Source organism: Nonomuraea sp. NPDC004186 (assembly GCF_053603495.1).
The window spans coordinates 138,246-163,527 of sequence record NZ_JBSGFQ010000002.1 but is presented as its reverse complement, the minus strand read 5'-3'; the positions used below and the strand labels follow the sequence as shown (position 1 = coordinate 163,527).

20 protein-coding genes are annotated in these 25,282 nt (G+C 71.5%); 12 read left to right on the top strand and 8 right to left on the bottom strand.

The window, feature by feature from the left end; all coding sequences use genetic code 11:
* Positions 1-85: 85 nt before the first annotated feature.
* Both ACWEPL_RS02370 and ACWEPL_RS02365 read right to left on the bottom strand, forming a co-directional pair.
* On the bottom strand, positions 86-1,282 hold the full coding sequence (locus tag ACWEPL_RS02370; RefSeq protein WP_452434787.1) for an MFS transporter: 1,197 nt from the start codon (positions 1,280-1,282) through the stop codon (positions 86-88).
* Between the two features lie 418 nt (positions 1,283-1,700).
* Entirely contained in the window at positions 1,701-2,213 is a 513-nt protein-coding gene (locus ACWEPL_RS02365; RefSeq protein WP_452434786.1) for a TetR/AcrR family transcriptional regulator, read from the bottom strand.
* Positions 2,214-2,267: 54 nt separating this feature from the next.
* Between ACWEPL_RS02365 and ACWEPL_RS02360 the strand changes: the two genes are divergently transcribed.
* Positions 2,268-3,431, top strand: a complete 1,164-nt coding sequence (locus ACWEPL_RS02360) for a cysteine desulfurase family protein (protein WP_452434785.1) — start codon at positions 2,268-2,270, stop codon at positions 3,429-3,431.
* 19 nt (positions 3,432-3,450) lie between these two features.
* Here the strand turns inward: ACWEPL_RS02360 and ACWEPL_RS02355 are convergent, their stop codons facing one another.
* Positions 3,451-4,494 carry a DUF695 domain-containing protein gene (locus tag ACWEPL_RS02355; protein ID WP_363976234.1) on the bottom strand — a complete coding sequence of 348 codons (1,044 nt, stop codon included), beginning with the start codon at positions 4,492-4,494 and terminating at the stop codon, positions 3,451-3,453.
* Positions 4,495-4,561: 67 nt separating this feature from the next.
* On the opposite strand from ACWEPL_RS02355, the gene mnmA reads away from it, so the two are divergent.
* Entirely contained in the window at positions 4,562-5,620 is a 1,059-nt protein-coding gene (mnmA, locus tag ACWEPL_RS02350) for a tRNA 2-thiouridine(34) synthase MnmA (RefSeq protein ID WP_363976231.1), read from the top strand.
* On the opposite strand, the gene ACWEPL_RS02345 is transcribed toward mnmA, so the two are convergent.
* Positions 5,613-6,245, bottom strand: coding sequence for an MBL fold metallo-hydrolase (locus tag ACWEPL_RS02345; protein ID WP_452434784.1), 633 nt, complete (start codon positions 6,243-6,245; stop codon positions 5,613-5,615). The two genes, mnmA and ACWEPL_RS02345, sit on opposite strands and share 8 nt — an antisense overlap.
* A gap of 24 nt (positions 6,246-6,269) precedes the next feature.
* On the opposite strand from ACWEPL_RS02345, the gene ACWEPL_RS02340 reads away from it, so the two are divergent.
* The 3 genes from ACWEPL_RS02340 (at position 6,270) to ACWEPL_RS02330 (ending at position 12,288) form a co-directional block, all read left to right on the top strand.
* Positions 6,270-7,262 carry a methionine synthase gene (locus ACWEPL_RS02340; protein WP_452434782.1) on the top strand — a complete coding sequence of 331 codons (993 nt, stop codon included), beginning with the start codon at positions 6,270-6,272 and terminating at the stop codon, positions 7,260-7,262.
* A gap of 93 nt (positions 7,263-7,355) precedes the next feature.
* A complete protein-coding gene (ligA, locus tag ACWEPL_RS02335) occupies positions 7,356-9,545 on the top strand; it encodes an NAD-dependent DNA ligase LigA (protein ID WP_363976226.1) in 2,190 nt (729 codons plus the stop codon).
* Between the two features lie 670 nt (positions 9,546-10,215).
* On the top strand, positions 10,216-12,288 hold the full coding sequence (locus ACWEPL_RS02330; protein ID WP_363976223.1) for a putative bifunctional diguanylate cyclase/phosphodiesterase: 2,073 nt from the start codon (positions 10,216-10,218) through the stop codon (positions 12,286-12,288).
* Here ACWEPL_RS02330 and ACWEPL_RS02325 read toward each other — a convergent pair.
* Entirely contained in the window at positions 12,258-12,731 is a 474-nt protein-coding gene (locus tag ACWEPL_RS02325; RefSeq protein ID WP_363976220.1) for a hypothetical protein, read from the bottom strand. The genes ACWEPL_RS02330 and ACWEPL_RS02325 overlap by 31 nt on opposite strands.
* 146 nt (positions 12,732-12,877) lie before the next feature.
* Between ACWEPL_RS02325 and gatC the strand changes: the two genes are divergently transcribed.
* The 4 genes from gatC (at position 12,878) to ACWEPL_RS02305 (ending at position 17,654) form a co-directional block, all read left to right on the top strand.
* A complete protein-coding gene (gene gatC, locus ACWEPL_RS02320; protein ID WP_185068184.1) occupies positions 12,878-13,177 on the top strand; it encodes an Asp-tRNA(Asn)/Glu-tRNA(Gln) amidotransferase subunit GatC in 300 nt (99 codons plus the stop codon).
* Positions 13,174-14,664 (top strand): Asp-tRNA(Asn)/Glu-tRNA(Gln) amidotransferase subunit GatA, encoded by a 1,491-nt coding sequence (gene gatA / locus ACWEPL_RS02315; protein ID WP_449901853.1) that lies wholly within the window; start codon positions 13,174-13,176, stop codon positions 14,662-14,664. The genes gatC and gatA overlap by 4 nt, the downstream gene beginning before the upstream one ends.
* Positions 14,665-14,666: 2 nt before the next feature.
* Complete coding sequence (gene gatB, locus ACWEPL_RS02310) at positions 14,667-16,154, top strand: Asp-tRNA(Asn)/Glu-tRNA(Gln) amidotransferase subunit GatB (RefSeq protein ID WP_363976701.1); 1,488 nt, start codon at positions 14,667-14,669, stop codon at positions 16,152-16,154.
* A 138-nt stretch (positions 16,155-16,292) separates the two neighbouring features.
* Positions 16,293-17,654: an MFS transporter gene (locus tag ACWEPL_RS02305; protein ID WP_452434779.1), complete on the top strand. Its 1,362-nt coding sequence runs from the start codon at positions 16,293-16,295 to the stop codon at positions 17,652-17,654.
* Here ACWEPL_RS02305 and ACWEPL_RS02300 read toward each other — a convergent pair.
* The 3 genes from ACWEPL_RS02300 to ACWEPL_RS02290 are packed head-to-tail and all read right to left on the bottom strand — an operon-like array spanning position 17,638 to position 20,603.
* Positions 17,638-19,146 carry a tripartite tricarboxylate transporter permease gene (locus ACWEPL_RS02300; RefSeq protein WP_363976213.1) on the bottom strand — a complete coding sequence of 503 codons (1,509 nt, stop codon included), beginning with the start codon at positions 19,144-19,146 and terminating at the stop codon, positions 17,638-17,640. The two genes, ACWEPL_RS02305 and ACWEPL_RS02300, sit on opposite strands and share 17 nt — an antisense overlap.
* Positions 19,147-19,632: a tripartite tricarboxylate transporter TctB family protein gene (locus ACWEPL_RS02295; protein WP_355205496.1), complete on the bottom strand. Its 486-nt coding sequence runs from the start codon at positions 19,630-19,632 to the stop codon at positions 19,147-19,149. It lies immediately after the preceding gene.
* Positions 19,632-20,603, bottom strand: a complete 972-nt coding sequence (locus ACWEPL_RS02290) for a tripartite tricarboxylate transporter substrate binding protein (protein ID WP_350729589.1) — start codon at positions 20,601-20,603, stop codon at positions 19,632-19,634. Before ACWEPL_RS02290 ends, ACWEPL_RS02295 begins: the two co-directional genes overlap by 1 nt.
* A gap of 135 nt (positions 20,604-20,738) precedes the next feature.
* Between ACWEPL_RS02290 and ACWEPL_RS02285 the strand changes: the two genes are divergently transcribed.
* The 3 genes from ACWEPL_RS02285 (at position 20,739) to ACWEPL_RS02275 (ending at position 25,141) form a co-directional block, all read left to right on the top strand.
* A complete protein-coding gene (locus ACWEPL_RS02285) occupies positions 20,739-22,313 on the top strand; it encodes an ATP-binding protein (RefSeq protein ID WP_452434777.1) in 1,575 nt (524 codons plus the stop codon).
* Positions 22,314-22,400: 87 nt separating this feature from the next.
* On the top strand, positions 22,401-23,063 hold the full coding sequence (locus ACWEPL_RS02280; RefSeq protein WP_357743643.1) for a response regulator: 663 nt from the start codon (positions 22,401-22,403) through the stop codon (positions 23,061-23,063).
* Positions 23,064-23,155: 92 nt separating this feature from the next.
* A complete protein-coding gene (locus tag ACWEPL_RS02275; RefSeq protein WP_350729594.1) occupies positions 23,156-25,141 on the top strand; it encodes a VanW family protein in 1,986 nt (661 codons plus the stop codon).
* The last annotated feature ends 141 nt before the right edge of the window (positions 25,142-25,282 follow it).

Genomic DNA, 25,282 nt, shown 5'->3' with positions numbered 1-25,282 from the left:
ATCCACAGAGAACTCTTAGGACGTCACGCGGGCTTCGTACGCCTGGGCGGCGACGGCGGCGTACAGAGTGAGCCGGCACAAATGTTCAGGCCGCGACCTCGACGGTCTCACGGTCGGCCGGGGTGACCGCCGGGGTGATCGCCGACGGCTCGCTACGGGGGAGGAGGCGGGAGGCGGCGGCGATCAGCACGCCCAGGACGACCCCGATGCCGAGCGCGGTACGCAGCGTCGTGGCGTCCGAGATGAAGCCGATCACGACGGGCCCGAGCAGCAGGCCGGCATACCCCATGGCGCCCGCCTGGGCGATCGCCGGTCCTGGGGAGTCGGTCGCGGTGCCCGCCAGCGACAGGGTCAGCGGCGAGATCGTCGCCACGCCGAGCCCGACGAAGAACATCGCGAACACCGCCACCAGCGCCGCCGGCGCCATCAGCACCACCGCGAAGAACCCGGCCGTCGCCACCCCGGAGACGGTCAGCATGCCCCGCACGCCGAACCTGGTCCGCAGCCGGTCCCCGGTGAGCCTGGCGATCAGCATGCCCAGCTCGAACACCGGGTACCCGAGGGCGGCCAGCGCCTCGGGGGCGCCCAGCTCGTTCCGCATGTAGAGGCCGTTCCAGTCGGCGACCGTGCCCTCGACCATGAACGCGAAGAACATGATCGCGCCCAGCAGGTAGACGATCGGCGGCATGCGCCGGCGGGCCGCCGTCGCGGTCTCGGTCGCCGGCGGCTCGGGCAGGTACGTACGGCCGATCATGACCATGACGGGCAGCGAGATCAGGCCGATCAGCGCGACGTTGGCGGTGAACGGCAGCCCCACGGCGATCGCCACGCTGCCCAGCGCGCCCGCCGAGATGGCGCCCACGCACCAGCCCGCGTGCATGCCGTTCATCAGCGGCCGTCCGTACGCCTGCTCGACCGTGGAGCCCTGGGCGTTCATGGCCACGTCCACGGTGCCGAACGCCATGCCGAAGAGCGCCACGGCCACCATGAGCAACGGGAGGTTCGGGGCGAACGCCACGGCCACGAGTCCCAGCGCGGTGAGCGGCCCGCCGATCCGCAGCACCGCCCGGCTGCCCGCCCGGGCCATGATCCGGCGCATGGACTGCATCGTCACCAGCGCGCCCAGGCCCCACACGAGGAGGACGGCGCCGACCGTCGACTCGGACAGGCCGAGCTTGTCGGTCAGCGCCGGGATGCGCACCGTCATGGTGCCGACCATCAGTCCGCCCAGCACAAACGTCAGAACCGCCCCGTAACGGGCACTCCTCAGGGAACGGGTCATCGTTTAACACCTCACAAGAATTCGCACTATTTCGCCATATTTAGGTCTCGGGACCCGCCCGCCCCGCGGCATCCGAGCGCCGCGCCGGGTGGCCGGGCGAGCTCGGGCTGGGGTGGGGGAGGGGTTCGGCTGGACGGTTGTGGCCCGAGGGGTTCCGCCTGCCCGCTCGTACTGAGCACCGAGCACAGTCACAGGCCGAGCACGCAGGTCGAGTGGTCGGGTCGGCGACGGGTGTCCGGGCGAGCGGGGGCCCGTGTCTGGGACGCGGTCCGGGCGTCGGCTCGATCGTGGCCTCCGCCTTGAGGGAAGGCCGCGCGCCAGTCGGGCCGGCGCCGTACCGGCTGTCGTCCGAGCGGGCAGTCGGGAAGGCACAGACGGGCCCGCGTCCCCACGGTGGGGAGGCGGGCGGGTCAGGGGCTCAGGAAGGGGGTTTGAGCAGCGCTTTCATCCGGGTCTCGAGCGCTTGGAGATCGTCCTCCGTGTTCAGCTCCGGGTCGTGGCTGGCCACGTCCCAGAGCCCTTCACACGCCAGTCGTACGATCTGCGACGCCCGCGGATCCGGCTCCTCGCCCAACCCCTCGCGATGCCAGCGGGCCATCGCCTCGCGTAGCGGCGCGAGCAGGAAGAGGTTTCCCGAGGCGCCCGTGACCACGGCCCATCGTCGCAGCCGTCCGGAGCGGACGGCGGCCAGCGTGGCGTACAGGTAGCGCTCGGTGTAGGTCTCCCCGGGCTGTGCGACCATGAGCTGGTCGAAGTCCTCGATCAGACGCTCCACCATGCCCTTGATCAGGGCTTCTTTGGTGCCGTAGTGATAGAGGAGGCCGCCCTTGCTGACGCCTGCCCGGTCCGCCACGGCGGCCAGGGTGAGTGCGGACGAGCCCTGATCGCAGAGCAGGTCCTCTGCCGCGTCCAAAAGCTCGTCCCTTCGCATGGGCTCTACTGTACCGTCCGGACGGTACAGTAGCAAACGAGATACCCTGATCGGGTGACCAGACCGTCGGCCTATCTTGATCATGCGGCTACCACACCCATGCTGCCCGAGGCGATCGAGGCCATGACGGAGCAGCTCAAATGCGTCGGCAACGCCTCCTCGCTGCACGCGGCGGGCCGCCGGACGCGCAGGGTGGTCGAGGAGGCGCGCGAGGCGATCGCCGACGCGCTCGGCGCCCGGCCCAGCGAGGTCGTGTTCACCTCGGGCGGCACCGAGGCCGACAACCTCGCGATCAAGGGCCTCTACTGGTCGCGCCGTCCGAGGCGGCGCGTGCTGATCAGCTCGGTGGAGCACCACGCCGCGCTCGACCCCGCCCACTGGCTGGCCGACAGTCAGGGCGCCGAGGTCGAGCTGCTCGGCGTGGACGCGTACGGCCGGGTCCACCCCGAGACGCTGCGCGAGGCCATCGAGCGCGACCCCGACGACGTGGCCATGATCAGCGTCATGTGGGCCAACAACGAGGTCGGCACGGTCCAGCCCGTCCACGTGCTGGCGGCCATCGCCCATGACCACGGCATCCCGTTCCACACCGACGCGGTTCAGGCGGTGGGGCAGTTGCCCGTGTCGTTCTCGGCCTCGGGGGTCGACGCGCTCACGCTGACCGGCCACAAGGTCGGCGGCCCGATGGGGGCCGGTGCGCTGCTACTGGCCAGAGGGCTGACGCCGGTCTCCGTCCAGCACGGCGGAGGCCAGGAGCGCGACGTGCGCTCGGGCACGCTCGACGCGCCCGCCATCGCCGGGCTGGCCGCCGCCGTCAGCGCCGCCGTCAAGGAGCAGGAGGCCCTGGCCCGCCGCCTGACGTCGCTGCGCGACGAGCTCATCCAGCGCGTACGCCAGGCCGTCCCCGACGTGGTGCTCAACGGCGACCCCGCCGACCGGTTGCCCGGCAACGCCCACTTCTCCTTCCCCGGCTGCGAGGGAGACGCGCTGCTCATGCTGCTCGACGCCAAGGGCGTGGAGTGCTCGACGGGCTCGGCGTGTTCGGCGGGCGTGGCGCAGCCGTCCCATGTGCTGCTGGCCATGGGGGCGGAGTCGGCGGCGGCGCGGGGCTCGCTCAGGTTCACGCTGGGCCACACCTCGACCCGCGACGACGTCGACCGCCTGATCGAGGTGCTCCCCGCCGCCGTCGAACGCGCCCGCCGAGCCGGCCTCAGCTGAGACCCGGGCAGCCGGGGGCTCAGGTCAGGAAGGACACTACGGCGGACCAGGACGGATCGGCGGCCACGTCCACCCGGGGCTCGCCCTCCTCCCAGCTCACGATCAGCTCCTTCGCGTGGATCGCCGCGTCGCCGGTCGGGTCGGCGTACACGTGGATGATCCGATGCCCCTCGGCGCTCATGTGCGCCGCCAGCACCGCGTCGTCGCGCAGCTTGAGCAGCCGCGCGGCCAGCCGCTCCTCGAAGTCGCGCAGCGCCGTCAGCGAGTCGCCGACCGGCAGGCCGTTCTCGTCGCGGTGGGTGTACGGCAGCGTGATCGCGATGTGCTGGTCGAACAGCGGATAGTCCACCGGCCGCAGCGGGTGGCGGGCCGTGGCCACCAGCGGCGCGCCGCTGCCGGTCTGCCCTTCGAGCAGCACCCACTCCTCCTCGGTGTAGCCCGAGGCCACGTCGGCGACCACGGCGGGTAGGTGAACGGCGGGCACGGAGTCGATCGGCTGGAACGTGGCCGGCGTGATCTCCCCGACCCAGCGGGCCACGTCGTCCTCGCCGAGCAGCCAGTCGAGGGCCAGCAGGGTGGCCTCCATCCTGGTGTCCTCGTCCAGCTCGCCGAAGATCGGGTGGTACGCGGACACGTCGACCCGCGGCTGGTCCCTCGGCACCCGCAGCCCCAGCATCAGCTTGTCGAGCGCGAACTCGAAGCCGCCGACGTCCAGCGTCAGCTCCATGGCCTGCGGATTGGCCTGCCGCGACGGGTGGTACTCCCACAGCATGTCGGACGGCGGCGCCGCCTTGGCCCAGCGGTGCGCGAGCGAGCGCAGCTCGGGGTCGCCGGCCGCGGTCACCACCAGGGCGTGCGCGGCCTCCTTGCCCGGAGCCACCTCCCAGACCAGGCCCGGGTGGATGGCGGCGACCGCCGGGGCCAGCCGCTCCTCAAGCCCTTCGACGTCGCCGTTCGCGACCAGGGAGTCGAGCCCCGGCCTGGACTCCTGCCACCACGCCCAGAACTCGGCGATCCCGTCGCCGGTCTCTTCCTCTGCGCCCTTGCGCCCGAACAGTCGCATGGCCTGAATACTCGCAGACCCCGCCCATGGTCGCGCACTCCCGCGCGGACAGTACGCTGGAACGGTCATGGGACTGCGTGTGCTTGCCGCCATGTCGGGCGGCGTCGACTCCGCCGTGGCCGCCGCTCGGATCGCCGAGGCCGGTCACGACGTCACTGGTGTGCACCTCGCTCTGTCGGCCAACCCCCAATCCCACCGCACGGGTGCGCGGGGCTGCTGCACGATCGAGGACTCGCGCGACGCGCGACGCGCCGCCGACGTGATCGGCATCCCCTTCTACATCTGGGACATGGCCGAGCGCTTCCAACGCGACGTGGTCGAGGACTTCGTGTCCGAGTACGCCGCGGGCCGCACGCCCAACCCGTGCCTGCGGTGCAACGAGAAGATCAAGTTCTCGGCGGTGCTCGACCGGGCGCTGGCGCTGGGCTTCGACGCGGTCGCCACCGGCCACCACGCCAAGCTGGTCGACGGCGTGCTGTCCAGGAGCCCCGACCAGGGCAAGGACCAGTCGTACGTGCTCGGGGTGCTCACCCGCGAGCAGCTCAGCCACGCGATCTTCCCGCTGGGCGACTCGACCAAGGCCCAGGTGCGCGAGGAGGCCGCCAGGCGCGGCCTGACCGTCGCCGACAAGCCCGACAGCCACGACATCTGCTTCATCGCCGACGGCGACACCCGCGGCTTCCTGGCCGAGCGCCTCGGCTCGGCCGAGGGCCCCATCGTCGACCAGAGCGGTGAGGTCGTCGGCAGCCACCAGGGCGCCCACGGCTTCACGATCGGGCAGCGCAAGGGCCTGCACATCGACCGCCCTGCGGCCGACGGCCGGCCCCGCTACGTGCTGTCGATCGAGCCGGTGTCCAACACCGTCACGGTCGGCCCGCGTGCCGCGCTCGAGGTCACCTCGATCACGTGCGGGAGCCCGGTGTGGAACGGCCCGTCCACGTTCGAGGACCTGACCGTGCAGCTGCGGGCGCACGGAGAGGTCTACGGGTGCCGTTTCGAGGAGGTCGGTGGCGGCGTCCGCATCGATCTCGACCGCCCGGCCACCGGGGTGGCGGCGGGCCAGGCGGCCGTGCTCTACTCCGGCGAGACCGTGATCGGCTCGGCGACGATCGTCGCCGCTAGCTGAGCGTCACCGACTCGCCGACCGCCAGGCGGCGGATGTCGGCGCTCTGGTGCTCCGACTCCATCTTGAGCCAGTTGTCCACCAGGCCGAAGCCGATGTCGTTGTACAGGCCGTCATGGGTGGAGAACGCCCTTGCCGGGCGGATCTCGCGGAGATATCCGATCATGTCCCCGAGCTTCAGCCAGGGCCCGCCGGTCGGGACCAGCAAGGTGGGCACGTCCACTCCCGGGACCGTCAAGGCGTCACCCGGGTAGAAGATCTCGTCGTCCACGAGGAACCCGACATTCTGGACGACGGGCACGTCGGGGTGGTTCTTGGCGTGCCACTCGCCGAACGCCCGCACGCGGAAACCGGCCGCCTCGAACGCGTCGCCGTGCCGTACCACCTGGACCTTCTGCGGAACGTCCGTCAGATCCGCGGCGACGCCCTCGCAGGTGTAGATCTCCAGGGTGGGCGGCGCGGCCTTCAACTTGTCGACGTCCACATGGTCCCAGTGCTCGTGGGTGATCAGGACCGCGTCGGCCCCGTCGAGCACGGGTCCCTTGCTGAACGTCCCGGGGTCGATGATCAGGACCTTGCCGTTCTTCTCCACGCGTACACAGGCGTGCTCGTGTTTCGTCAGCTCCATTCCGCAGAGCCTACGCTTGTCCCCATGTCAACGTGGGAAGCCACCGGAGTCGGCTCGCACCCGGGCGAGGACCATCTCGAGGCGATCAGGGTCGTGTTCGGTGAGGTGCCCGGACTGCCGTACCTGCCCGAGCTGCCGGCCAGGGGCGTCGGCGCCGACATGATCGGCAGGACGGCCGGGCTGCTCGTCGAGCTGCCCGTCGAGGTGCAGCCCTCCGGGTGGCGGCTGGCCGATCGGCCGGGGCGCGACCATCAGCGGGCCGTCGATCATCTGCGGCGGGATCTCGACGGGCTGGAGGAGGTCGGCCACGACTACTCCGGGCCGCTCAAGCTGCAGGTCTGCGGCCCGTGGACGCTGGCCGGGTCGATCGAGCTGAAACACGGCGACAAGATGCTCTCCGACCCCGGGGCCGTACGCGATCTGACCGACTCGCTGGCGCAGGGGGTCGCCGACCACTGCGCCGACGTGCGGCGGCGGCTGCCCGGGGTGACGGAGATCGTGCTGCAGCTCGACGAGCCGGGGCTGCCCGGGGTGCTGGCGGGGACCGTGCCGACGGCGTCGGGGTTCGGGCGGCTGGCGGCCGTCGAGGAGTGGCGGGTGGAGGAGTCGATGCGCTCCTTCGACGCCCCGATCGTGCACTGCTGCGCGCCGTCCGTGCCCTTCGACGTGCTGCGCAGGGCCGGGGTGCGTGGTGTGTCGGTGGACGCCGCGCTGCTGCGGCGCAGGGACGAGGACTCCGTCGGGGAGGCCGTCGAGGCGGGTCTGCGGTTCTTGCTGGGGGTCGTGCCCGGCCGGGACACCCGGCTGCCCGGCGTCGGGGTGGTCGCCAAACCGGCGCTGGAGCTGTGGCGGCGGCTCGGGTTCGCGCCCGACCGGCTGGCCGAGCAGGTCGTGCTGACCCCGGCGTGCGGGCTGGCCGGGGCGTCACCCGCGTACGCCCGCGCGGCCCTGGCGGCCTGCCGGAAGGCGGCCCAGGTGCTCAGGGAGGACCCGGAGGCCGGGTCGCAACGGGGGTGAGCGCTGAAGGTCAGTGCTCAGCGGTAGCGTTTGCACAGGTTGACGTACGGTTCGGATTCGGGTTCGGGTTCGGGTTCGGGAGGGGAGCAGACGGTGAGTGAGCCAGGCGCCGAGGTGGCGGGCGTGCCCGTGGCCGCGCTCAAGCGGCATGCCGAGCTGAGCGAGCTGGTCGACGACGCTCGCTGGCGCTACTACGTGCTCGACCAGCCGACGGTCAGCGACGCCCAGTTCGACGGGTGGTTCAAGGAGCTGCTCGCGCTGGAGGAGTCGCATCCGTCGCTCCAGACCCCCGACTCGCCGACACAGAAGGTCGGCGCCCCCGTGTCGGGCGACTTCGCCAAGGTCCAGCACCTCAACCGCATGGAGAGCCTCGACAACGCGTTCAACGAAGCCGACATGGCCGCCTGGATGCAGCGGGCGGAGCGGCTGGCCGAGGGAGATCCGGGGCCCTACCTCTGCGAGCTCAAGATCGACGGGCTGGCGATCGCGCTGGTCTACCGTGACGGCAAGCTGGAGCGCGGGGCGACCCGCGGCGACGGGCGCACCGGCGACGACGTGACGGCCAACGTCCGCACGATCAAGGGCGTCCCTCACCGGCTCACGGGCCACGACGTCCCCAGCCTGGTCGAGGTGCGCGGCGAGGTCTACATCCCGGTCGAGGACTTCAAGCAGCTCAACGAGCAGCTCATTGAGCAGGGCAAGACGCCGTTCGCCAACCCGCGTAACTCCGCGGCCGGCACGCTGCGGCAGAAGGACCCGCGCGTCACGGCCCAGCGGCCGCTGCGGATGCTCGTGCACGGCATCGGCATCTGGGAGGGCTCGGCCGTGCCGCGGGCGCAGTCGGACGTGTACGACCGGCTGCGGGAGTTCGGGCTGCCGGTCAGCGATCTCTACCAGGTGGTGCCGGGGCTCACCGAGGTCAACGAGTTCATCGAGAATTACCGCGTGCACCGGCACGATCCTCCGTACGAGATCGACGGGGTGGTCGTGAAGGTCGACGACTTCCGCACGCAGCGGGAGCTGGGCTCCACGTCGCGGGCGCCGCGGTGGGCGATGGCGTACAAATACCCGCCGGAAGAGGTCAACACCAAGCTGCTCGACATCGAGGTGGGCGTCGGCCGCACGGGGCGGGTCACGCCGTACGCGGTGATGGAGCCCGTGACGGTGTCGGGCTCGACCGTCGAGCGGGCCACGCTCCACAACGCCGCCATCGTGGTCAAGAAGGGCGTGCTCATCGGCGACACCGTGGTGCTGCGCAAGGCGGGCGACGTCATCCCCGAGATCGTCGGGCCGGTGACGGCGCTGCGCGACGGGTCGGAGCGCGAGTTCGTCATGCCGACCCACTGCCCGGAGTGCGGCACCGAGCTGGCGTACGAGAAGGAGGGCGACGCCGACCTGCGCTGCCCCAACACCCACCGCTGCCCCGCCCAGATCCGCGAGCGCATCTTCTTCGCGGGCGGGCGGCGCGCGCTCGACATCGACGGGCTCGGCTACGTCGCGGCCACCGCGCTCACCCAGCCGCTGCCGCCCCAGGAGCCCGTGGTGCGCACCGAGGCCGACCTGTTCGACCTGACGCTGGAGCAGCTGCTGCCCATCAAGTCGATCGTCCGCGACCAGAACACCGGTCTGGCCAAGATCGACCCCAAGACCGGGGAGGAGAAGGTCGTCACCTTCTTCTCCAACATCGACGGCGGGGCCAGCCAGAACGCGCTGCAGCTCATCGAGGAGCTGAAGCAGGCCAAGCAGGCGCCGCTCGCCAACGTGCTGGTCGCCCTGTCGATCCGGCACATCGGCCCGCCGACCGCCCGCGCGCTGGCCGACGAGATGCGCTCGATCGACCGCATCATGAACGCCTCGGAGGAGGAGCTGGCCGCCGTCGAGGGCATCGGGCCCCGGGTGGCGGCCACGATCCGGGAGTGGTTCTCGGTCGACTGGCACCGGGAGATCATCGACCGGTGGCGGGCCGCGGGGGTGCGGATGGAGGACGAGCCCGCGCCGGAGAAGGGGCCGCAGACGCTCGAGGGGCTGACGTTCGTGGTGACGGGGACGCTGGAGGGCTACACCCGCGACTCGGCGGCCGACGCGATCACCAGCCGGGGCGGGAAGGTGTCGGGGTCGGTGTCGAAGAAGACGTCGTTCCTGGTGGTGGGGGAGAACGCGGGGTCGAAGTACGACAAGGCGGTGAGCCTCGGGGTGCCGATCCTGGACGGGGCCGGGTTCGAGGTCCTGCTGAAGGACGGCCCGGAAGCGGCTGCGGCCGCGGCGGTGCCCACGGAGGCTTAGCACCTCTCGACGGCCGGGCGCTGGTGCGCGGCGTCCGGCTGCTTCGCGGGATGCGGTGCCGGGTGAGCGGCGTGCGCTATGCGGCGATCCGGCGGGCTGGGCGCTTGGTGGGTGGCGCGTGTGGGGATGGCATGGCAGCGCGCGGGAGCGGGTGAGGCGGCGGGGGTGGCGTCGCGTCGCCGGGATGGCACGGCAGCGCGCGGGGGCGGTTGGAGCGGCAGGGCGGCGCCGCGTCGGCGGGGTTGGGCGGCGTGCGGTGGCCTTGGCGCGTCGCATCTTGGCGTGCGGCACCACGAGGTCTTGGGCGCCGCGTCGGCGGGGTGTGGCGCGGTGGAGTTCGGCGCTGGTGTGCGGTGCCCAGCCGCTGCGGGATGCGGCGCTGGTGTGCGGTGCCCGGCCGCCGTGGGGTGTGGCGCTGGTATGTGGTGCCCGGCTCGATGCGGGATGCGCGTCGGGTGGAGTGGGGCGGGCTGTGCGGCGTCGGGGCGGGCCGCTGTCGGTGGTGGGGGCGAGAGGGTCGGTTGTGCGGGAAGGGTAGGCGGCTTGCTACCGAGGGTGGTTTTTGGGTATATGTCGGAAAGGAGAAGTGACGGAACGTACGCGCTTGGTTTCGCGAAGTGGGGTGAAGGTCGTACCCTCCCATAGTGACCTAATGGGGGTTCTGTTACCGATGACTGACCCAACCGACACCCGCGACACCGGACCACGCGTCGGCTCGCCGCTCTGGGCGTTCCTCGCGGGCGTAACCGTGATCGGCTTCACCGCGCTCGTGGTGGCCATGCTGAGGCTGGACGCCGTCGGGCTGGTGGAGCTCGCCCGCACGCCGCTGTTCTGGGCGCTGTCGGTGCTGGTGATCCTGGGCGAGCTGAGGCCCGTGATGGTGTCGTCCGCCGCCTCTGTGGGTGGCACGTACCCCTCCACCATGTTCACCTTCGCCGTGCTCCTGCACTTCGGGCTGCCCGTCGCGGTGCTCATGCAGGCCGTCGCGGTCGCCATGAACGGGGTGGTGACGCGTAAGGCGTGGCATCGGGTCATGTTCAACATCGCGCAGTCGACGCTCGCGCTCACGGCGGCGGCCGTGGTGATGGGGGTGTTCGGGATCGCGCCGAGCCCGGCAGTGCCGTGGGTGCCGGACGGGTCGGACCTGCCGGCGATCGCGCTGGCCGGGGTCGCGTACTTCGCGACCAGGGCGGCTCTCGTGTGCGGCGCGGTCGCGTTGCACGAGCGGCGCTCGATCATGCGGGTGTTCAGGGTCACGGTCGTCCCGCAGAGTCTCGTGTACGTCGGGCTGCTCGGCCTGGCGCCCCTGGTCGTCGTGGCCATGGAGCACTCGCCCGGCATGGTGCCCCTCTTCGTCGCCCCGCTGGCCGCCGTCTACTTCACCGCCACGCTCTCGATGCGCCGTGACCATCAGGCCCTGCACGACGAGCTGACCGGCCTGCCCAACCGCAAGATGCTCATCGTCAGCACGGAGGAGGCGCTGGCCGAGGCCCGGCACGACGAGCGGGTGGGCCTGTTCCTCCTCGACCTCGACCGGTTCAAGGAGGTCAACGACACGATGGGGCATCCGGTGGGCGACCGGCTGCTGCAGACGGTGGCGCACCGGCTCACCCATTCCGTACGCCCCGGCGACGTCGTGGCGCGGCTGGGCGGTGACGAGTTCGCCGTGCTGCTGCCCTCGATCAGGGACGCCCACGCGGCCAGGGAGGTCGCGGCCCGGCTGCGGGCGGCGCTGACCGAGCCGGTCCGGCTGGAGGGCATGACCTTCGACGTGGACGGTTCCGTCGGGATCGCGCTCTATCCGGACCACGCCCCCGATTTCGAGCTGCTGCTGCAACGGGCCGACGTGGCCATGTACCTGGCGAAGGAGGGGCGGACCGGGGTCGAGCTCTACCAGCCCGACAAGGACCGCAACTCTCCCGAACGCCTCAATCTCCTCGGCGACCTGCGCCGTGCCATCGACAGCCGCGAGCTGCGGCTGCACTTCCAGCCCAAGGTCAGCCTCGGTACCGGCGCCGTCCAGGGCGTCGAGGCGCTGCTGCGGTGGCGTCATCCGGTGCACGGGATGATCCCGCCGTCGGAGTTCGTGCCGCTGGCGGAGCAGTCGTACCTGATGCGGCCCCTCACGGCGTACGTCATCGAAGCGGCGCTGGAGCAGGCGGCCCGCTGGTGGCACACGGGGTTGCAGGTGCAGATCTCCGTCAACATCTCGGCCCGCGACCTGCTCGACTCGGCCCTGCCGGAGCAACTGGAGGTCGGCCTGGCCGCCTCCGGGCTCCCGCCGGGGGCCATCCAGCTGGAGGTGACCGAGCGCATCCTGACGGGCGACCAGGCCTACACCCACGAGACCATCAAGGCGCTGGCCGCGCTGGGCGTGCCGCTGGCGCTCGACGACTTCGGCACGGGCTACTCGTCGCTGATCCGGCTCCAGCGCCTGGCCGTGTCCGAGGTCAAGATCGACGCCTCGTTCGTACGCCGGATCGCCGAGTCGGAGGACGACTACCGGATCGTCCGCTCGATCGTGGACCTGGTCCGCTCGCTCGGCCTCCGCTCGGTCGCCGAGGGCGTGGAGTCGGACGAGGTCGCGATGCGGCTGGACGAGATGGGGTGCGACATGGGGCAGGGGTGGCTGTTCGGGCGGCCCATGGCCGCCGCCGACGCCACGGTCTGGCTCAGGGAGCACACCGGCGCTGGGCCCGGGATCGAGTACGGCTACCAGCCCGAGGTCAGCCGATCGGCCTGACCCGGCGGGCGCTTCCGCAGGACGCGCCGGAGCAGGTAGGCGGGCAGGAGCAGGGTGGCGAGCGAGAGGACCGACAGCAGCAGCACGCCGGGCCAGTCGTAGGAGCCCGGACGGAACACCTTGACGTCGTGGCCCGCGTCCAGGGCGGGCACGCGGTCGCCCTCGGACAGGTCGAGGGGCTCGTACCCGTAGATCCAGGCATCCTGCCGGATCCGTGCGGGGGACTCGAAGACGCCCTCCCAGCGGCAGGGGCCGCGGCCCGAGCAGTCCAGGTCGGTCGCCGTGAAGGTGCCCATCGTGCCCTCGCCGTGCGCGGCGCGGTACTCCAGCCGGGCTGCGGACACGGTGGCGGCCGCCAGCAGCACTCCGGCGACGAGCACCAGAGGCATCGTCAGCACGATGAGCACCACCAGGCATCCCGCGCCGCAGCCGTTCCGCTCCACAGCCGACCCCCTGTCCCCAAGCGGATAACGAGCGGGAGCAGGGTGAGGTTCGTTTCGGGGCGGTTAATCGGTTCGGGGCTGCCACGTCAAGCCCCCTAGGATGGCATTGTCCAAAGACTCCATCCACGAAACGGGTTACACGACTCATGTCCGCCATAACCCGCGACGAGGTCGCACACCTGGCCCGGTTGTCCAGGCTGGCGCTCACCGACGACGAACTCGACCACTACGCCACCCAGCTCGATGCCATCATCGAAGCGGTTGCGAAGGTCGCCGAGGTCGCCGCCGAGGACGTGCCGCCATCGTCGCACGCGCTTCCGCTGACCAATGTCTTCCGTGCCGACGAGGTACGACAGTGCCTGACGCCCGAGCAGGCGCTCTCCGGCGCGCCCGCCGTCGAGGACGACCGCTTCCGGGTGCCGCGCATCCTCGGGGAGGAGGCATGAGTCTGATCCGCAAGACCGCCGCCGAGCTGGGATCGATGATCGCCGGCGGCGAGGTGTCGGCCGTCGAGGTGGCCGAGGCGCACCTCGACCGCATGGCCGAGGTCGAGCCCAAGGTCCAGGCGTTCCTCCACATCGATCGCGAGACGACGCTGGAGCAGGCGCGGGCCGTCGACGCCAGGCTGAGGGCGGGCGAGAAGCTCGGCCCGCTGGCCGGCGTGCCGATCGCGCACAAGGACATCTTCGCCACGCGCGACATGCCGACCACGGCCGCGTCCAAGATCCTCGAGGGCTGGCGCCCGCCGTACGACGCGACCGTCACCGCGCGGCTGCGCGAGGCGGGGCTGGTCTTCCTGGGCAAGACCAACCTGGACGAGTTCGCCATGGGCTCCTCCACGGAAAACTCGGCGTACCAGGTCACCCACAACCCGTGGGACCTGACGAAGGTGCCCGGCGGCTCGTCGGGCGGCTCCAGCGCCGCCGTGGCCGCGTACGAGGCGCCGCTGTCCACGGGCACCGACACGGGCGGCTCCATCCGGCAGCCGGCCTCGGTGACCGGCATCGTGGGCATGAAGCCCACTTATGGTGGCTCGTCCCGTTACGGGCTCATCGCGTTCGCCAGCTCGCTCGACACGCCGGGCCCGTTCGCCCGCAACGTGCTCGACGCGGCGCTGCTGCACGAGGCGTTCTCCGGGCACGACCCGATGGACTCCACCTCGATCGACGCGGCCGTGCCGAGCGTGGTCGAGGCCGCGAAGAACCCCGACATCGCCGGCATGCGGATCGGCGTCGTCAAGGAGTTCGCCGGCGAGGGCTACCAGGCCGGCGTGCTGGCCCGCTACCACGAGGCCGTGCAGCTCCTGGAGTCGCTCGGGGCCAAGGTCGTCGAGGTCTCCTGCCCGTCGTTCACGACCGCGCTGCCCGCCTACTACCTGATCGCGCCGTCGGAGTGCTCGTCCAACCTGGCGCGCTTCGACGCCATGCGCTACGGCCTGCGCGTCGGCGACGACGGCACCCGCAGCGCCGAGGAGGTCATGGCGCTGACCAGGGCCGCCGGGTTCGGCGCCGAGGTCAAGCGGCGCATCATGCTCGGCACGTACGCGCTGTCGAGCGGCTACTACGACGCCTACTACGGCCAGGCGCAGAAGGTGCGCACGGTCATCTCCCGCGAGTTCGAGGCCGCCTACCAGCAGGTTGACGTGCTGGTGTCGCCGACCACGCCGACCACGGCGTTCGGGATCGGCGAGCGCGCCGACGACCCGATCGCGATGTACCTCGCCGACCTGTGCACCATCCCGTCCAACCTGGCGGGCAACGCGGCCATGTCGGTGCCGGTCGGCCTGGCCGACGAGGACAACCTGCCGGTCGGCCTGCAGATCATGGCCCCGGTACTGGCCGACGACCGCTGCTACCGCGTCGGTGCGGCCGTCGAGAAGGCCCTGGAGAGCCGCTGGGGCGGCCCGCTGCTGAAGGAGGCCCCGTCGCTATGACCATGGTCTATGACGAAGCGCTCGACCGGTTCGAGCCGGTGCTGGGCCTGGAGACGCACGTCGAGCTGGGCACCAGGTCGAAGATGTTCTGCGGCTGCAAGACCGCCTTCGGCGCCCCGCCCAACACGCAGGTCTGCCCGACCTGCCTGGCGCTCCCCGGGTCGCTGCCGGTGGCCAACGCCGCGGCCATCGAGTCGACCATCCGCATCGGCCTGGCGCTGAACTGCTCGATCGCCGAGTGGTGCCGCTTCGCCCGGAAGAACTACTTCTATCCGGACATGCCGAAGAACTACCAGATCTCGCAGTACGACGAGCCGCTCTGCTTCGACGGCTACCTCGACGTCGAAGTCGAGGGGCAGATCGTGCGGATCGGGATCGAGCGGGTGCACCTGGAGGAGGACACCGGCAAGTCCACCCACGTGGGTGGCGCGACCGGGCGCATCCACGGGGCCGACTACTCGATCGTCGACTACAACCGCGCCGGCATCCCGCTGGTCGAGATCGTGACCAAGCCCATCCCGGGCACCGACCGGCTCGCGCCCGAGGTGGCCAAGGCGTACGTCACCGAGCTGCGCGAGATCATGCGCTCCCTCGGCGTCTCCGACGTGCGCATGGAGGAGGGCTCGCTGCGGTGCGACGTCAACGTGTCGCTCATGCCGCGCGGCTCCTCCGAGTGGGGCACCCGTACGGAGACCAAGAACGTCAACTCGCTGCGCAGCGTCGAGCGGTCCGTGCGGAGCGAGATCGAGCGCCAGGCGGCCGTACTGGCCGACGGCGGGAAGATCATTCAGGAGACCCGGCACTTCCACGAGGACACCGGCACCACCACGTCCGGCAGGTCCAAGGAGGAGGCGCAGGACTACCGCTACTTCCCCGAGCCCGACCTGGTGCCGATCGCGCCCGACACCGCCTGGGTGGCGGAGCTGAAGGCGGCCCTGCCCGAGCTGCCGTCGGTCAGGCGCAAGCGGCTGCAGGCCGAGTGGGGGCTGTCCGACCTCGACATGCAGGCCATGCACAACGCCGACGCGTTCGACCTGGTCGAGGCCACGGTCGCGGCGGGCGCTCCGGCGGCGGACGCGCGCAAGTGGTGGATGGGCGAGCTGGCCAGGCGCGCCAACGAGACCGGCGTCGCGCTGGCCGACCTGCCCATCACCCCGGCGCAGATCGCCAGGGTGACCGAGCTGGTGGCCTCCGGCGCGCTCAACGACAAGCTGGCGCGCGAGGTGCTCGAAGGCGTGCTGGCCGGTGAGGGCACCCCGGACGAGGTGGTCGAGAAGCGCGGCCTGCAGATCGTCAGCGACGAGGGCGAGCTGCTGGCCATCATCGACCAGGTGCTGGCCGCCAACGCCGACGCGGCCGAGAAGGTCAGGTCCGGCAAGATCGCCGCGGCCGGCGCCCTGGTGGGCGGCGTCATGAAGGCGAGCAGGGGCAAGGCCGACGCGGCCCGCGCCCGCCAGCTGATCCTGGAGAAGCTGGGCGTCTCCGAATAACGCCGGCAAACGATGAGGGCCTCGCCGTTCCGACGGCGGGGCCCTCAGCTTTGGCGCGGGGTCCTAGGCCCAATTGCCGGGGCCGGCTAGGACCGGCGCTGGAGGCGCCGGGAGGCGGGGCTCCGTAGCGTTCGGAGCATGAAGAGAAAAGCGTTGACGGCGGGCCTGGTGGCGATGGTGTCGCTGGTGGCCTTCGAGTACATGGCGGTCGCGATCGCCATGCCGGTCGTGGCCAAGGAGCTCGGCGGGCTGGAGCTCTACGGTCTGGCGTTCAGCGGGGCGATGGCGGCCAGCGTGGTGGGCACCGTGCTCGGCGGCCGGTGGGCGGACGTACGCGGCCCCCTGGCGCCCCTGTGGACCGGTGTGGCGGGCTTTGTCGGCGGTCTGACGGTGGTGGGGCTGGCGCCGAGCATGGAGGTGCTGATCGCGGGCCGGTTCCTGCAGGGGTTCGGCGGCGCGCTGGTCAGCGTGGCGCTCTATGTCGTGGTGGCCCGGGTCTATCCCGAGGAGCTGCATCCGCGGATCTTCTCCCTCTTCGCGACCGCGTGGGTGGTGCCCTCGATGGCGGGGCCGGCGATCGTGGGGGTGGTGACCGAGACGCTCGGGTGGCGCTGGGTGTTCCTGTTGGTGCCGATGCTGACCGTGGCGGGCGGCCTGGTGCTGCTGCGCGGGCTGGCGGGTCAGCCTTTGGCCGGTGGGCAGAGCGAGTCCGAGCCCGGCCTGCCGGGGAAGATCGGCTGGGCGGTCGTGACGGCCGTGGGCGCCGGGCTCATGCAGTACGGCAGCGACGGGCGGCTCGTGCTGCTGGTCGCGGGCCTGGCGGTGCTGCTCGTGGCGCTGCCCAGGCTGCTTCCCGCCGGTACGCTGCGCGCCGCCCGCGGGCTGCCGTCCGTGGTCGGGCTGCGCGGCCTGGCCTCCGGCGCGTTCTTCGCGGCCGAGGTGATCGTGCCGCTCATGCTGATCCAGGCGCGCGGCCTGTCGACGCTGGCCGCCGGCCTCGTGCTCATGGGAGGCTCTCTGACCTGGTCGTTCGCCTCGTGGCTGCAGGGCCGCGAGATCTTCAGCCAGGTGACGAACCTGCGGCTGGGCTCGGCCATGCTGGCGCTGGGCATCCTGCTCATGGGCACGGTGACGTTCACCGCGGTGCCGGTGGCGCTGGCCTACCCGGCGTGGATCATCACCGGCTTCGGGATCGGCCTGCTCTACCCGACGCTGTCGGTGCTGACGCTGGAGCTTTCGGCACCCGGCGAGCAGGGCAGGAACAGCTCGGCGTTGCAGGTGGGCGAGTCGGTGTTCTCGGTGGTGGCGGTGGCCGTCACCAGTGCGCTGTTCACGGCGGCCCACTCGGGATACTGGACGGTGTACGCGGCCACGCTGGTCATGGCGCTGGCCGGGCTGGCGATCGCGCCCCGGTCTTTCGGGCGCCGGGCCACGAGCGGTTCCGCCGATCCGGTGGCACCGGCGGAACCAGCTCGTGAGCCCGTCAATCGACCGGCGTGACCGCACGCCGCCGGGCCGACAGCGTCCTGAACACCGGCGTGAGCAACGCCAGGGCGGCCAGGACCAGCAGCACCACGGCGACCGGGCTGCGCACGAGGACCGTCACGTCGCCGGCCCCGATCGCCAGGGCCCGGCGGAGCTGGATCTCCGCCATCGGGCCCAGGATCATGCCGATCACCGCGGGGGCGACCGGCAGGCCGAAGCGGCGCATGGCGTAGCCCAGGAGACCCAGGACGTACAGGACCACGAGGTCCACGACGGTGCCGTTCAGGGCGTAGACGCCGAGGGCGGCGAACAGGACGATCCCGGCGTACAGGTACGGGCGGGGGATCCGTAGGACGCGAGCCCACAGGGGAGCGAGGGGCAGGTTCAGCACCAGCAGCATCGTGTTGCCGATGAACAGCGACGCGATCATGCCCCACACCAGCGCCGGGTTGTGGTCGAACAGCTGCGGCCCGGGCTGGAGCCCGTACTGCTGGAAGGCGGCCAGCAGGATCGCGGCCGTCGCCGACGTGGGCAGGCCCAGCGTGAGCAGCGGGACCAGGGTGCCCGCCGCGGAGGCGTTGTTGGCCGCCTCGGGCCCGGCCACACCCTCGATGGCCCCCTTGCCGAACTCCTCGCGGGCCTGTCCGCGCGCCAGCCGCTTCTCGGCCGCGTACGACAGGAAGGTGGGGATCTCCGCCCCGCCGCCGGGCAGCGCGCCGAACGGGAAGCCCAGCGCCGTGCCGCGCAGCCACGGGAACCAGGAGCGCCGCCAGTCCGCGCGCCCCATCCACGCCCGTCCGACGGGCACCACCTCGGGCGTGTCGTGGCGCAGCCGCGAGGCCACGTAGAGGGCCTCGCCGAGCGCGAAGAGCCCCACCGCGACGATCACGACGTCGATGCCGTCGAGCAACTGCGGGATGCCCATGGTGAGCCGGGCCTGGCCGGTCTGCTGGTCGATGCCGATGAGCCCGATCACCAGCCCGAGGCCCAGAGAGGCCAGGCCGCGCACGACCGAGCGGGACAGCACGGATGACACGGCGGTGAAGGCCAGGATCGCCAGCGCGAAGTAGTCCTCGGGGCCGAACGAGATCGCGAAGCTCACCACGGCGGGCGCGGCCACGACCAGCAGTGCCGTGGCGATCGTCCCGGCCACGAACGAGCCGATGGCCGCCGTGGCCAGCGCCTGCGCCGCCCGGCCGCGCCGGGCCATCTTGTTGCCCTCCAGCGCCGTGATCATCGAAGAGGACTCGCCGGGCGTGTTGAGCAGGATGGAGGTGGTCGAGCCGCCGTACATGCCGCCGTAGTAGATGCCCGCGAACATGATGAACGCGCTGGCCGGCGGCACCGTGAACGTGATCGGCAGGAGCAGCGCCACGGTCATCGCGGGCCCGATGCCGGGCAGCACGCCGACGAGGGTGCCGAGCGTGACGCCGACGAGCGCGTAGAGGAGGTTGACGGGGGTGAGCGCGGCGGCGAAGCCGTCGAGCAGAAGCTGGAGCGACTCCACCTAGATCACCCCCGCCAGCAGCCCGCCCGGCAGCGACACGCCGAGGCCCTTGACGAACAGCAGGTACGTGGCGAGCCCCACGACCACCGAGATCACGGCCGTGCGCACCTTGTGCTCGGCCCCGAGCGCCAGCGACAGCCCGAAGAACAGCAGGCTCGCGCCGATGATCCAGCCGAGCACGTTGAGGAGCGCCGTGAACGCCAGGAAGATCCCGCTGACCAGCCCGACGCTGCGCCAGTCCGTGGGCGCCTCCACGTCCACGTCCTCGCTCTCCTCAGGGTCGCCGTGGCCGCCGCGGATGACGTCGGCCACGTAGAACAGGCCGATGAGCACCATGGCGCCGCCCACCAGCATGGGGAAGAAACGGGGCCCGATGCCGAGCTGGGAGGCCGCCGCGGAGACGTCCAGCGTCCCGATCACGACGAGCACGCCCAGGCCCAGCACCACGACCGCCAGCCCGAGCTCGGGCCGCCACCAGCGAGCCATCAGGAAACGAGCCCCATCTCGGCGATGATGCCCTTGACCCGGGTCTGCTCGGAGCTCAGGAAGTCGGTGAACTGCTGCCCGGTCTGGAACGAGTCGATCCAGCCGTTCTTGCTCACCGCGTCCTTCCACGGCTGCGAGTCGTGCATCTTGGTGACCAGGTCGGTCAGCGCCTTCTTGTCGGCGTCGGACAGGCCGCCGGGGGCGACGAAGCCGCGCCAGTTGGCCAGCGAGACGTCCAGGCCGCCCTCCTTCAGCGTGGGCGCGTCCAGGCCGGGGATCCGCTCGGCGGAGGTCACGCCGAGGGCGCGCAGCTTGCCGGACTTCACGTGCTCCGCGAACTCGGCCACGCCCGAGATGCCCGCGCTGACCTTGTTGCCGAGCAGCTCGTTGAGCGCCTCGCCGCCGCCGGAGTGGGCGATGTAGTTGACCTGCTTCGGGTCCACGCCCGCGGCCTTGGCCATCAGGCCCGCCACGATGTGGTCGGTGCCGCCGGCGGACCCGCCCGAGATCGACACCTTCTTCGGGTCGGCCTTCCAGGCCGCCACCATGTCGGCGAGCGACTTGTACGGGGACTCGGCCGGGACGACGACGATCTCGTACTCCTCGGTCAGCTTGGCGATCGGAGTGGTCTCGGCCAGGGTGACCTTGGACTTGTTCTGCTCGATGGCGCCGACCATGACCAGGCCCATGGTCATCAGCAGGTTGCCGTTGCCCTTCTCGCCCGCGAGCTGCGCCAGGCCGATCGTGCCGCCCGCGCCGGGCACGTTGTACACCTCGACCTTGCGCTTGGAGTCGGCGGCCTTGATCGCCTGCTCCGCGATGCGGGAGGTCTGGTCCCAGCCGCCGCCGGGGGAGGCCGGAGCCATGATCCGCAAGGAGCCGCTGGCGGACGTGCCGGTGCCTGACTCGCCGCAGCCGGTCAGCGCGGCGAGGGAGAATGCCGCGAGGGCGGCGAATACGCGCAAGCGCATGATCACTCCAGGGGGTGTTTCACGGTTGTAAAACTGGGATCGTGAAGCCCCCGCTCGCCCACGTCGAGGCTTTGCACGCTTGCCGTCATAGTGGTCGTATTGGTCGCAACCTGGCCGTGACCTGCGTTTGTTTCCATGTGCAACGTGAGACGCGTCCAGGACGCCTCCCTCGGGACCCAGCTGTTCGTGCTCCAGATGGTGATCGTGATCCTCGCCGTCGGGGGCACCGCAGGGGTGTGGGCCGAGCACACGCGCGATCAGCTCGACTCGCTGCACCAGCAGCGGGCGCTGGCCATCGCGCAGTCCGTGGCAGGGCTCCCACAGGTCAGGGAAGCGTTCAAACTGAAGAATCCGGAGACGGTCCTGCAGCCGCTGGCCATGAGCGTGCAGCACGAGACCGGCGCCGACTATGTCGTGATCGCCAACGCCGAGCAGAAGCGCTACGCCCATCCCAACACCCTGCTGATCGGCAAGCAGCTGTCCACCGACGGCACCACCGTGCTCAAGACCGGCAGGAGCTGGGTCGGCACCGAGACCGGCACGATCGGCACCACGGTCAGGGGCAAGGCCCCCATCCGCGACGAATACGGCAGCGTGATCGGCCTGGTCTCGGTCGGCGTGCTGGAGACCACGGTCGTCGGCCAGCTCGGCGCCGCGCTCCCGCCGCTGATCTGGACGGCGCTGGCCGTGCTGCTGGCGGGGCTCACGCTGGCCGCGGTGATCACCGCGCGGGTGCGCAGGCAGACGTTCGGGCTGGAGCCGCGCGAGATCGCCGCGCTGCTGGAGCAGCGCGAGGGTGTGCTGCACGGCGTCAAGGAGGGAGTGCTCGCGCTCGACCTCAACGGCCGCGTCACGCTGGTCAACGACGCCGCCCGCGAGCTCCTGGGCAACGTCGGCGAGGACCTGACGCAGATGCCGGTCTCCGAGCGCATGCGCGACGTGCTCGGGGGCGCCGACCCCGGCGAGGACCGCGTCGTGCTGCACGGCGAGCGCGTGCTGGTGCTCAACCGCACCCCGGTCTCGGTACGCGGCCAGCACCGCGGCTGGGTCGTCACCCTGCGGGACCGCACCGAGCTGACCCGGCTGGCCCGCGAGCTCCACGACACCAGCAGCGCGACGGACGCGCTGCGGGCGCAGGCGCACGAGTTCGCCAACCGCATGCACACGATCGTCGGCCTGCTGGAGCTGGGCGAGCACGATGCGGCCATCAACTTCATCACCCGCAGCACCGGCGGCAGCTACGTCACCGACCTGCGCGAACGCGTCCAGGACCCCACCCTGGCCGCCCTGCTGCTGGCCAAGTCCGCCGAGGCGGCCGAGCGGGGCGCCCGGCTCGTGCTGTCGGACGACTCCGCCGTGCCCGAGGGCCTGCTCGGCGACCCGCAGGACGCGGTCCTCGTGGTCGGCAACCTGGTCGCCAACGCCATCGACGCGCTCGACGGCGCCGAGGGCACGATCGAGGTGTCGGTGCAGGCCGACGCCGGCGGGCTGCGCGTACGGGTGGGCGACTCCGGGCCGGGCATCGCGCCCGACCTGGTGGAAGAGGTGTTCAGGGAGGGGTTCACCACCAAGGCCGCCCAGTCGGGGCCGCGCGGGCTCGGGCTGGCGCTGACCCGGCAGGCGTGTCTGCGCCGGGGCGGCTGGGTACGTGTACGGAACTCGGGCGGCGCGGTCTTCACGGCCCTGCTCCCGGCGAAGGCCCGCACATGATCCCGGTGCCGGGACCGCGGCGGAGGTGCGCGTGCCGGGACCCGCGGCAGTGGTGCGCGTGCCCGGGCTCCTGGCGGAGGTGCGGTCATGAGTGACATCCGGGTGCTGGTGGTGGACGACGACTTCATGGTCGCCCGCATCCACAGCGGCTACGTGGCGCGCGTACCCGGATTCCGGGTCGTGTCCGTCGCGCACAGCGGGGCCGACGCGCTCACCGCGGTGGCCGAGCTGCGGCCGGACCTCGTGCTGCTCGACATCTATCTGCCCGACATGTCGGGACTTGAGGTGCTCAAGCAGCTCCACGGCGTGGACGTCCTCATGATCAGCGCCGCCCGCGACGTGCCCACGGTCAGGGAGGCCATGCGCGGCGGCGCCGTCAACTACCTCATCAAGCCCTTCACCGCCGCCGCGCTGACCGACCGGCTCCAGCAGTACGCCGACACCCGCAGGCGCCTGACCGCCATCGGCCCCGAGGCGCGGCAGGACGACGTGGACCGGCTCTTCGGGAGCCCCAAGACGTCCGCGCCGATGCCGAAGGGGCTGTCGGCGGCCACGTGCGAACTGGTCGCGGACACCCTCCGGGAGGCGGGCCGCGACCTGTCGGCGACCGAGACGGCCGAGCTCACGGGCCTGTCGAGGGTGAGCGTCCGCCGCTATCTCGAATACCTGTGCGTGGCCGGGCAGGCCGAGTTCCGGCCCCGTTACGGCACCGCCGGACGACCGGAACATCGCTACCGGTGGCTAGGTTGACACACTTCCGTAGCCATTTCCCGTGACATATGCGGATCCGCGTGCCTTACTGTTGCCTGAGACTTGGCTGCGGACCGGGAGGAGATTGAGGCGTGCGTAACGCCGGACCGATCGAATCACCGACCGACCCGTTCGCCTCGGTGCCGTTACCCGCGTCGGGGGTCTCCAAGAAGCCGCGGATCGAAGGGCTGCCCCCGGGTGTCTCCCGGGACATCTTCGGCCCCACGGACAGGCAGGAACCCCGGCCGGCCCAAGGCCCGAGCGCCCCGGGCGGTCCCTCGGGCGGTGCGCTGCCCCCTGTGGCGCCGCCGGCGCAGCCATGGCCGGTGAACGGCAAGCAACCGCCGACCCCGCCCGCGCCCGTGTTCGGCTCCCCCTCGGAGCGGCCGACCTCGTACGAGCCCGAGCCGCCTCGCAAGCGCCGCCTCCTACCGGGCCTGCTGGTGTGCGTCGTGCTGCTCGCGGCGCTGGCGTACGTGGTGCCCGCCGTGCTCATGTCGGGCTCCGTCCTGCGCGGCACCCAGGTCTCGGGCGTCGACATCGGCGGGCTGACCGTCACCCAGGCGGCCGACAAGCTCCGCAACGAGCTCGCCACCCGGCTGAGCCGCCCGGTCGTGGTCGACATCGCCGGCCGCAAGGAGACCATCCAGTCCGACGAGGCCGGTCTCGAACTCGACGTGGTCGGCACGATCGGCCAGGCGCCCAGCGGGTTCCCCAGCCCGCAGGAGGTGTGGCGGGGCCTCACCGGCAAGACCCAGCTCCAGCCGAAGGTGAACCTCGACTCCTCGCAGCTGGCCAGGACCGTCGAGGGCATGGCCGAGGCCGCCGACAAGAAGCCCCGCGAGGGCCGGGTGACCTTCACCGGGCTGGAGCCGAAGGCCCGCCAGCCCGAGGACGGCGTGCTGCTCGACCGGGAGGACGCCGTGCGCCGGATCGGCGACGCCTTCCTGCAGGGCGGCGGCAACGTCGTGCTCACCCTCAGGCCGGCCAAGTCCGTCACCAGCGCCGACGCCGTCGCGACCGCCCTCACCAAGGCGAAGCAGGCCGTCTCCGGGCCCGTCACGCTGACGGTCGGCGACAAGCAGGCGCAGATCCCCCCGGCCATGATCGCCGCCAACCTGACCTACAACTCCGACGGCTCCGGCGGGCTCGCGCCCCAGTTCGACACCACGGCGGTGCTGGCGGCCCTGGAGAGCCGGCTGGTGGACGCGGCCCAGCAGCCGCGCGACGCCACGTACGACATCGTGAACGGCAAGCCGGTCCTGGTGCCCGCCCGCACGGGGCGGGGCGTGAACGACAAGCTGCTGGCCAGGGACGCCGAGCGGCTGTTCGACGAGGGCGGCAGCCGGACGATCCCGGTCCGGCTGGGCGCCGTCGCCCCCGCGGTCACGACGGAGCAGGTACGCGACCTCGGGGTCAAGGAGACCGTGGGCACGTTCACCACGTCGTTCGACGCCGGCCAGCCTCGCGTCAAGAACATCCAGCGCATGGCGCAGGAGCTCGACGGGCAGCTGGTGAAGCCCGGGGCGACGTTCTCGATCAACGAGGTCGTGGGCGAGCGCACCGTCGAGGACGGGTACGTCGAGGCGGGACAGATCGTCGGCGGGCGGATGGTGAGCATCGTCGGCGGCGGGGTCTCCCAGTTCGCCACGACCATGTACAACGCGGCCTTCTTCGGCGGGTTCGACCTGGTCGAGCACCAGCCGATGGACTTCTACGCCCCTCGCTACCCGCCCGGGCGGGACGTGGCGCTGCTCTATCCGGACACGGACCTGAAGTGGCGCAACGACTCCGACTTCGGCGTGCTGATCAAGACGGCCTTCACGGAGACTTCGGTGACGGTCACCTTGTGGAGCACCGAGCGGTACGACGAGGTGGAGGCGGTGGCGTCCGAGAAGCGGGACATCCGGCCGTTCCGGACCGAGACCAGCTCGGCGCCGGGGTGCTTGCCGACGGTGGGGGAGCAGGGGTTCACGATCGATGTGACCCGGGTGTTCCACCAGGACGGCAAGGTGGTCAAGAAGGACAAGAAGCTGACCACCAAGTACCGGCCCCAGACGCAGACCACCTGCAGCTGACCACCGCTCGTCCCGGGGCCACCCCCGGCCCACGCCCTTCCCCGGCCCGGACCCTCGCACGGTCCGGGCCCGCGCCTTTCCCGGCCGGGCCCTCCCACGGCCCGGCCCGCCGCTTTCCACGCCAAGCCCCTCCCACCTGAC

Coding starts and splice junctions, on each gene's coding strand:
- ACWEPL_RS02280 (WP_357743643.1), top strand. CDS start 22,401: ATGAGTGACATCCGGGTGCTGGTGGTGGACGACGACTTCATGGTCGCC.
- ACWEPL_RS02330 (WP_363976223.1), top strand. CDS start 10,216: ATGACTGACCCAACCGACACCCGCGACACCGGACCACGCGTCGGCTCG.
- ACWEPL_RS02370 (WP_452434787.1), bottom strand. CDS start 1,282: ATGACCCGTTCCCTGAGGAGTGCCCGTTACGGGGCGGTTCTGACGTTT.
- ACWEPL_RS02305 (WP_452434779.1), top strand. CDS start 16,293: ATGAAGAGAAAAGCGTTGACGGCGGGCCTGGTGGCGATGGTGTCGCTG.
- ACWEPL_RS02290 (WP_350729589.1), bottom strand. CDS start 20,603: ATGCGCTTGCGCGTATTCGCCGCCCTCGCGGCATTCTCCCTCGCCGCG.
- ACWEPL_RS02285 (WP_452434777.1), top strand. CDS start 20,739: ATGTGCAACGTGAGACGCGTCCAGGACGCCTCCCTCGGGACCCAGCTG.
- ACWEPL_RS02355 (WP_363976234.1), bottom strand. CDS start 4,494: ATGCGACTGTTCGGGCGCAAGGGCGCAGAGGAAGAGACCGGCGACGGG.
- ACWEPL_RS02340 (WP_452434782.1), top strand. CDS start 6,270: ATGTCAACGTGGGAAGCCACCGGAGTCGGCTCGCACCCGGGCGAGGAC.
- ACWEPL_RS02345 (WP_452434784.1), bottom strand. CDS start 6,245: ATGGAGCTGACGAAACACGAGCACGCCTGTGTACGCGTGGAGAAGAAC.
- mnmA (WP_363976231.1), top strand. CDS start 4,562: ATGGGACTGCGTGTGCTTGCCGCCATGTCGGGCGGCGTCGACTCCGCC.
- ACWEPL_RS02295 (WP_355205496.1), bottom strand. CDS start 19,632: ATGGCTCGCTGGTGGCGGCCCGAGCTCGGGCTGGCGGTCGTGGTGCTG.
- gatC (WP_185068184.1), top strand. CDS start 12,878: ATGTCCGCCATAACCCGCGACGAGGTCGCACACCTGGCCCGGTTGTCC.
- gatA (WP_449901853.1), top strand. CDS start 13,174: ATGAGTCTGATCCGCAAGACCGCCGCCGAGCTGGGATCGATGATCGCC.
- ACWEPL_RS02365 (WP_452434786.1), bottom strand. CDS start 2,213: ATGCGAAGGGACGAGCTTTTGGACGCGGCAGAGGACCTGCTCTGCGAT.
- gatB (WP_363976701.1), top strand. CDS start 14,667: ATGGTCTATGACGAAGCGCTCGACCGGTTCGAGCCGGTGCTGGGCCTG.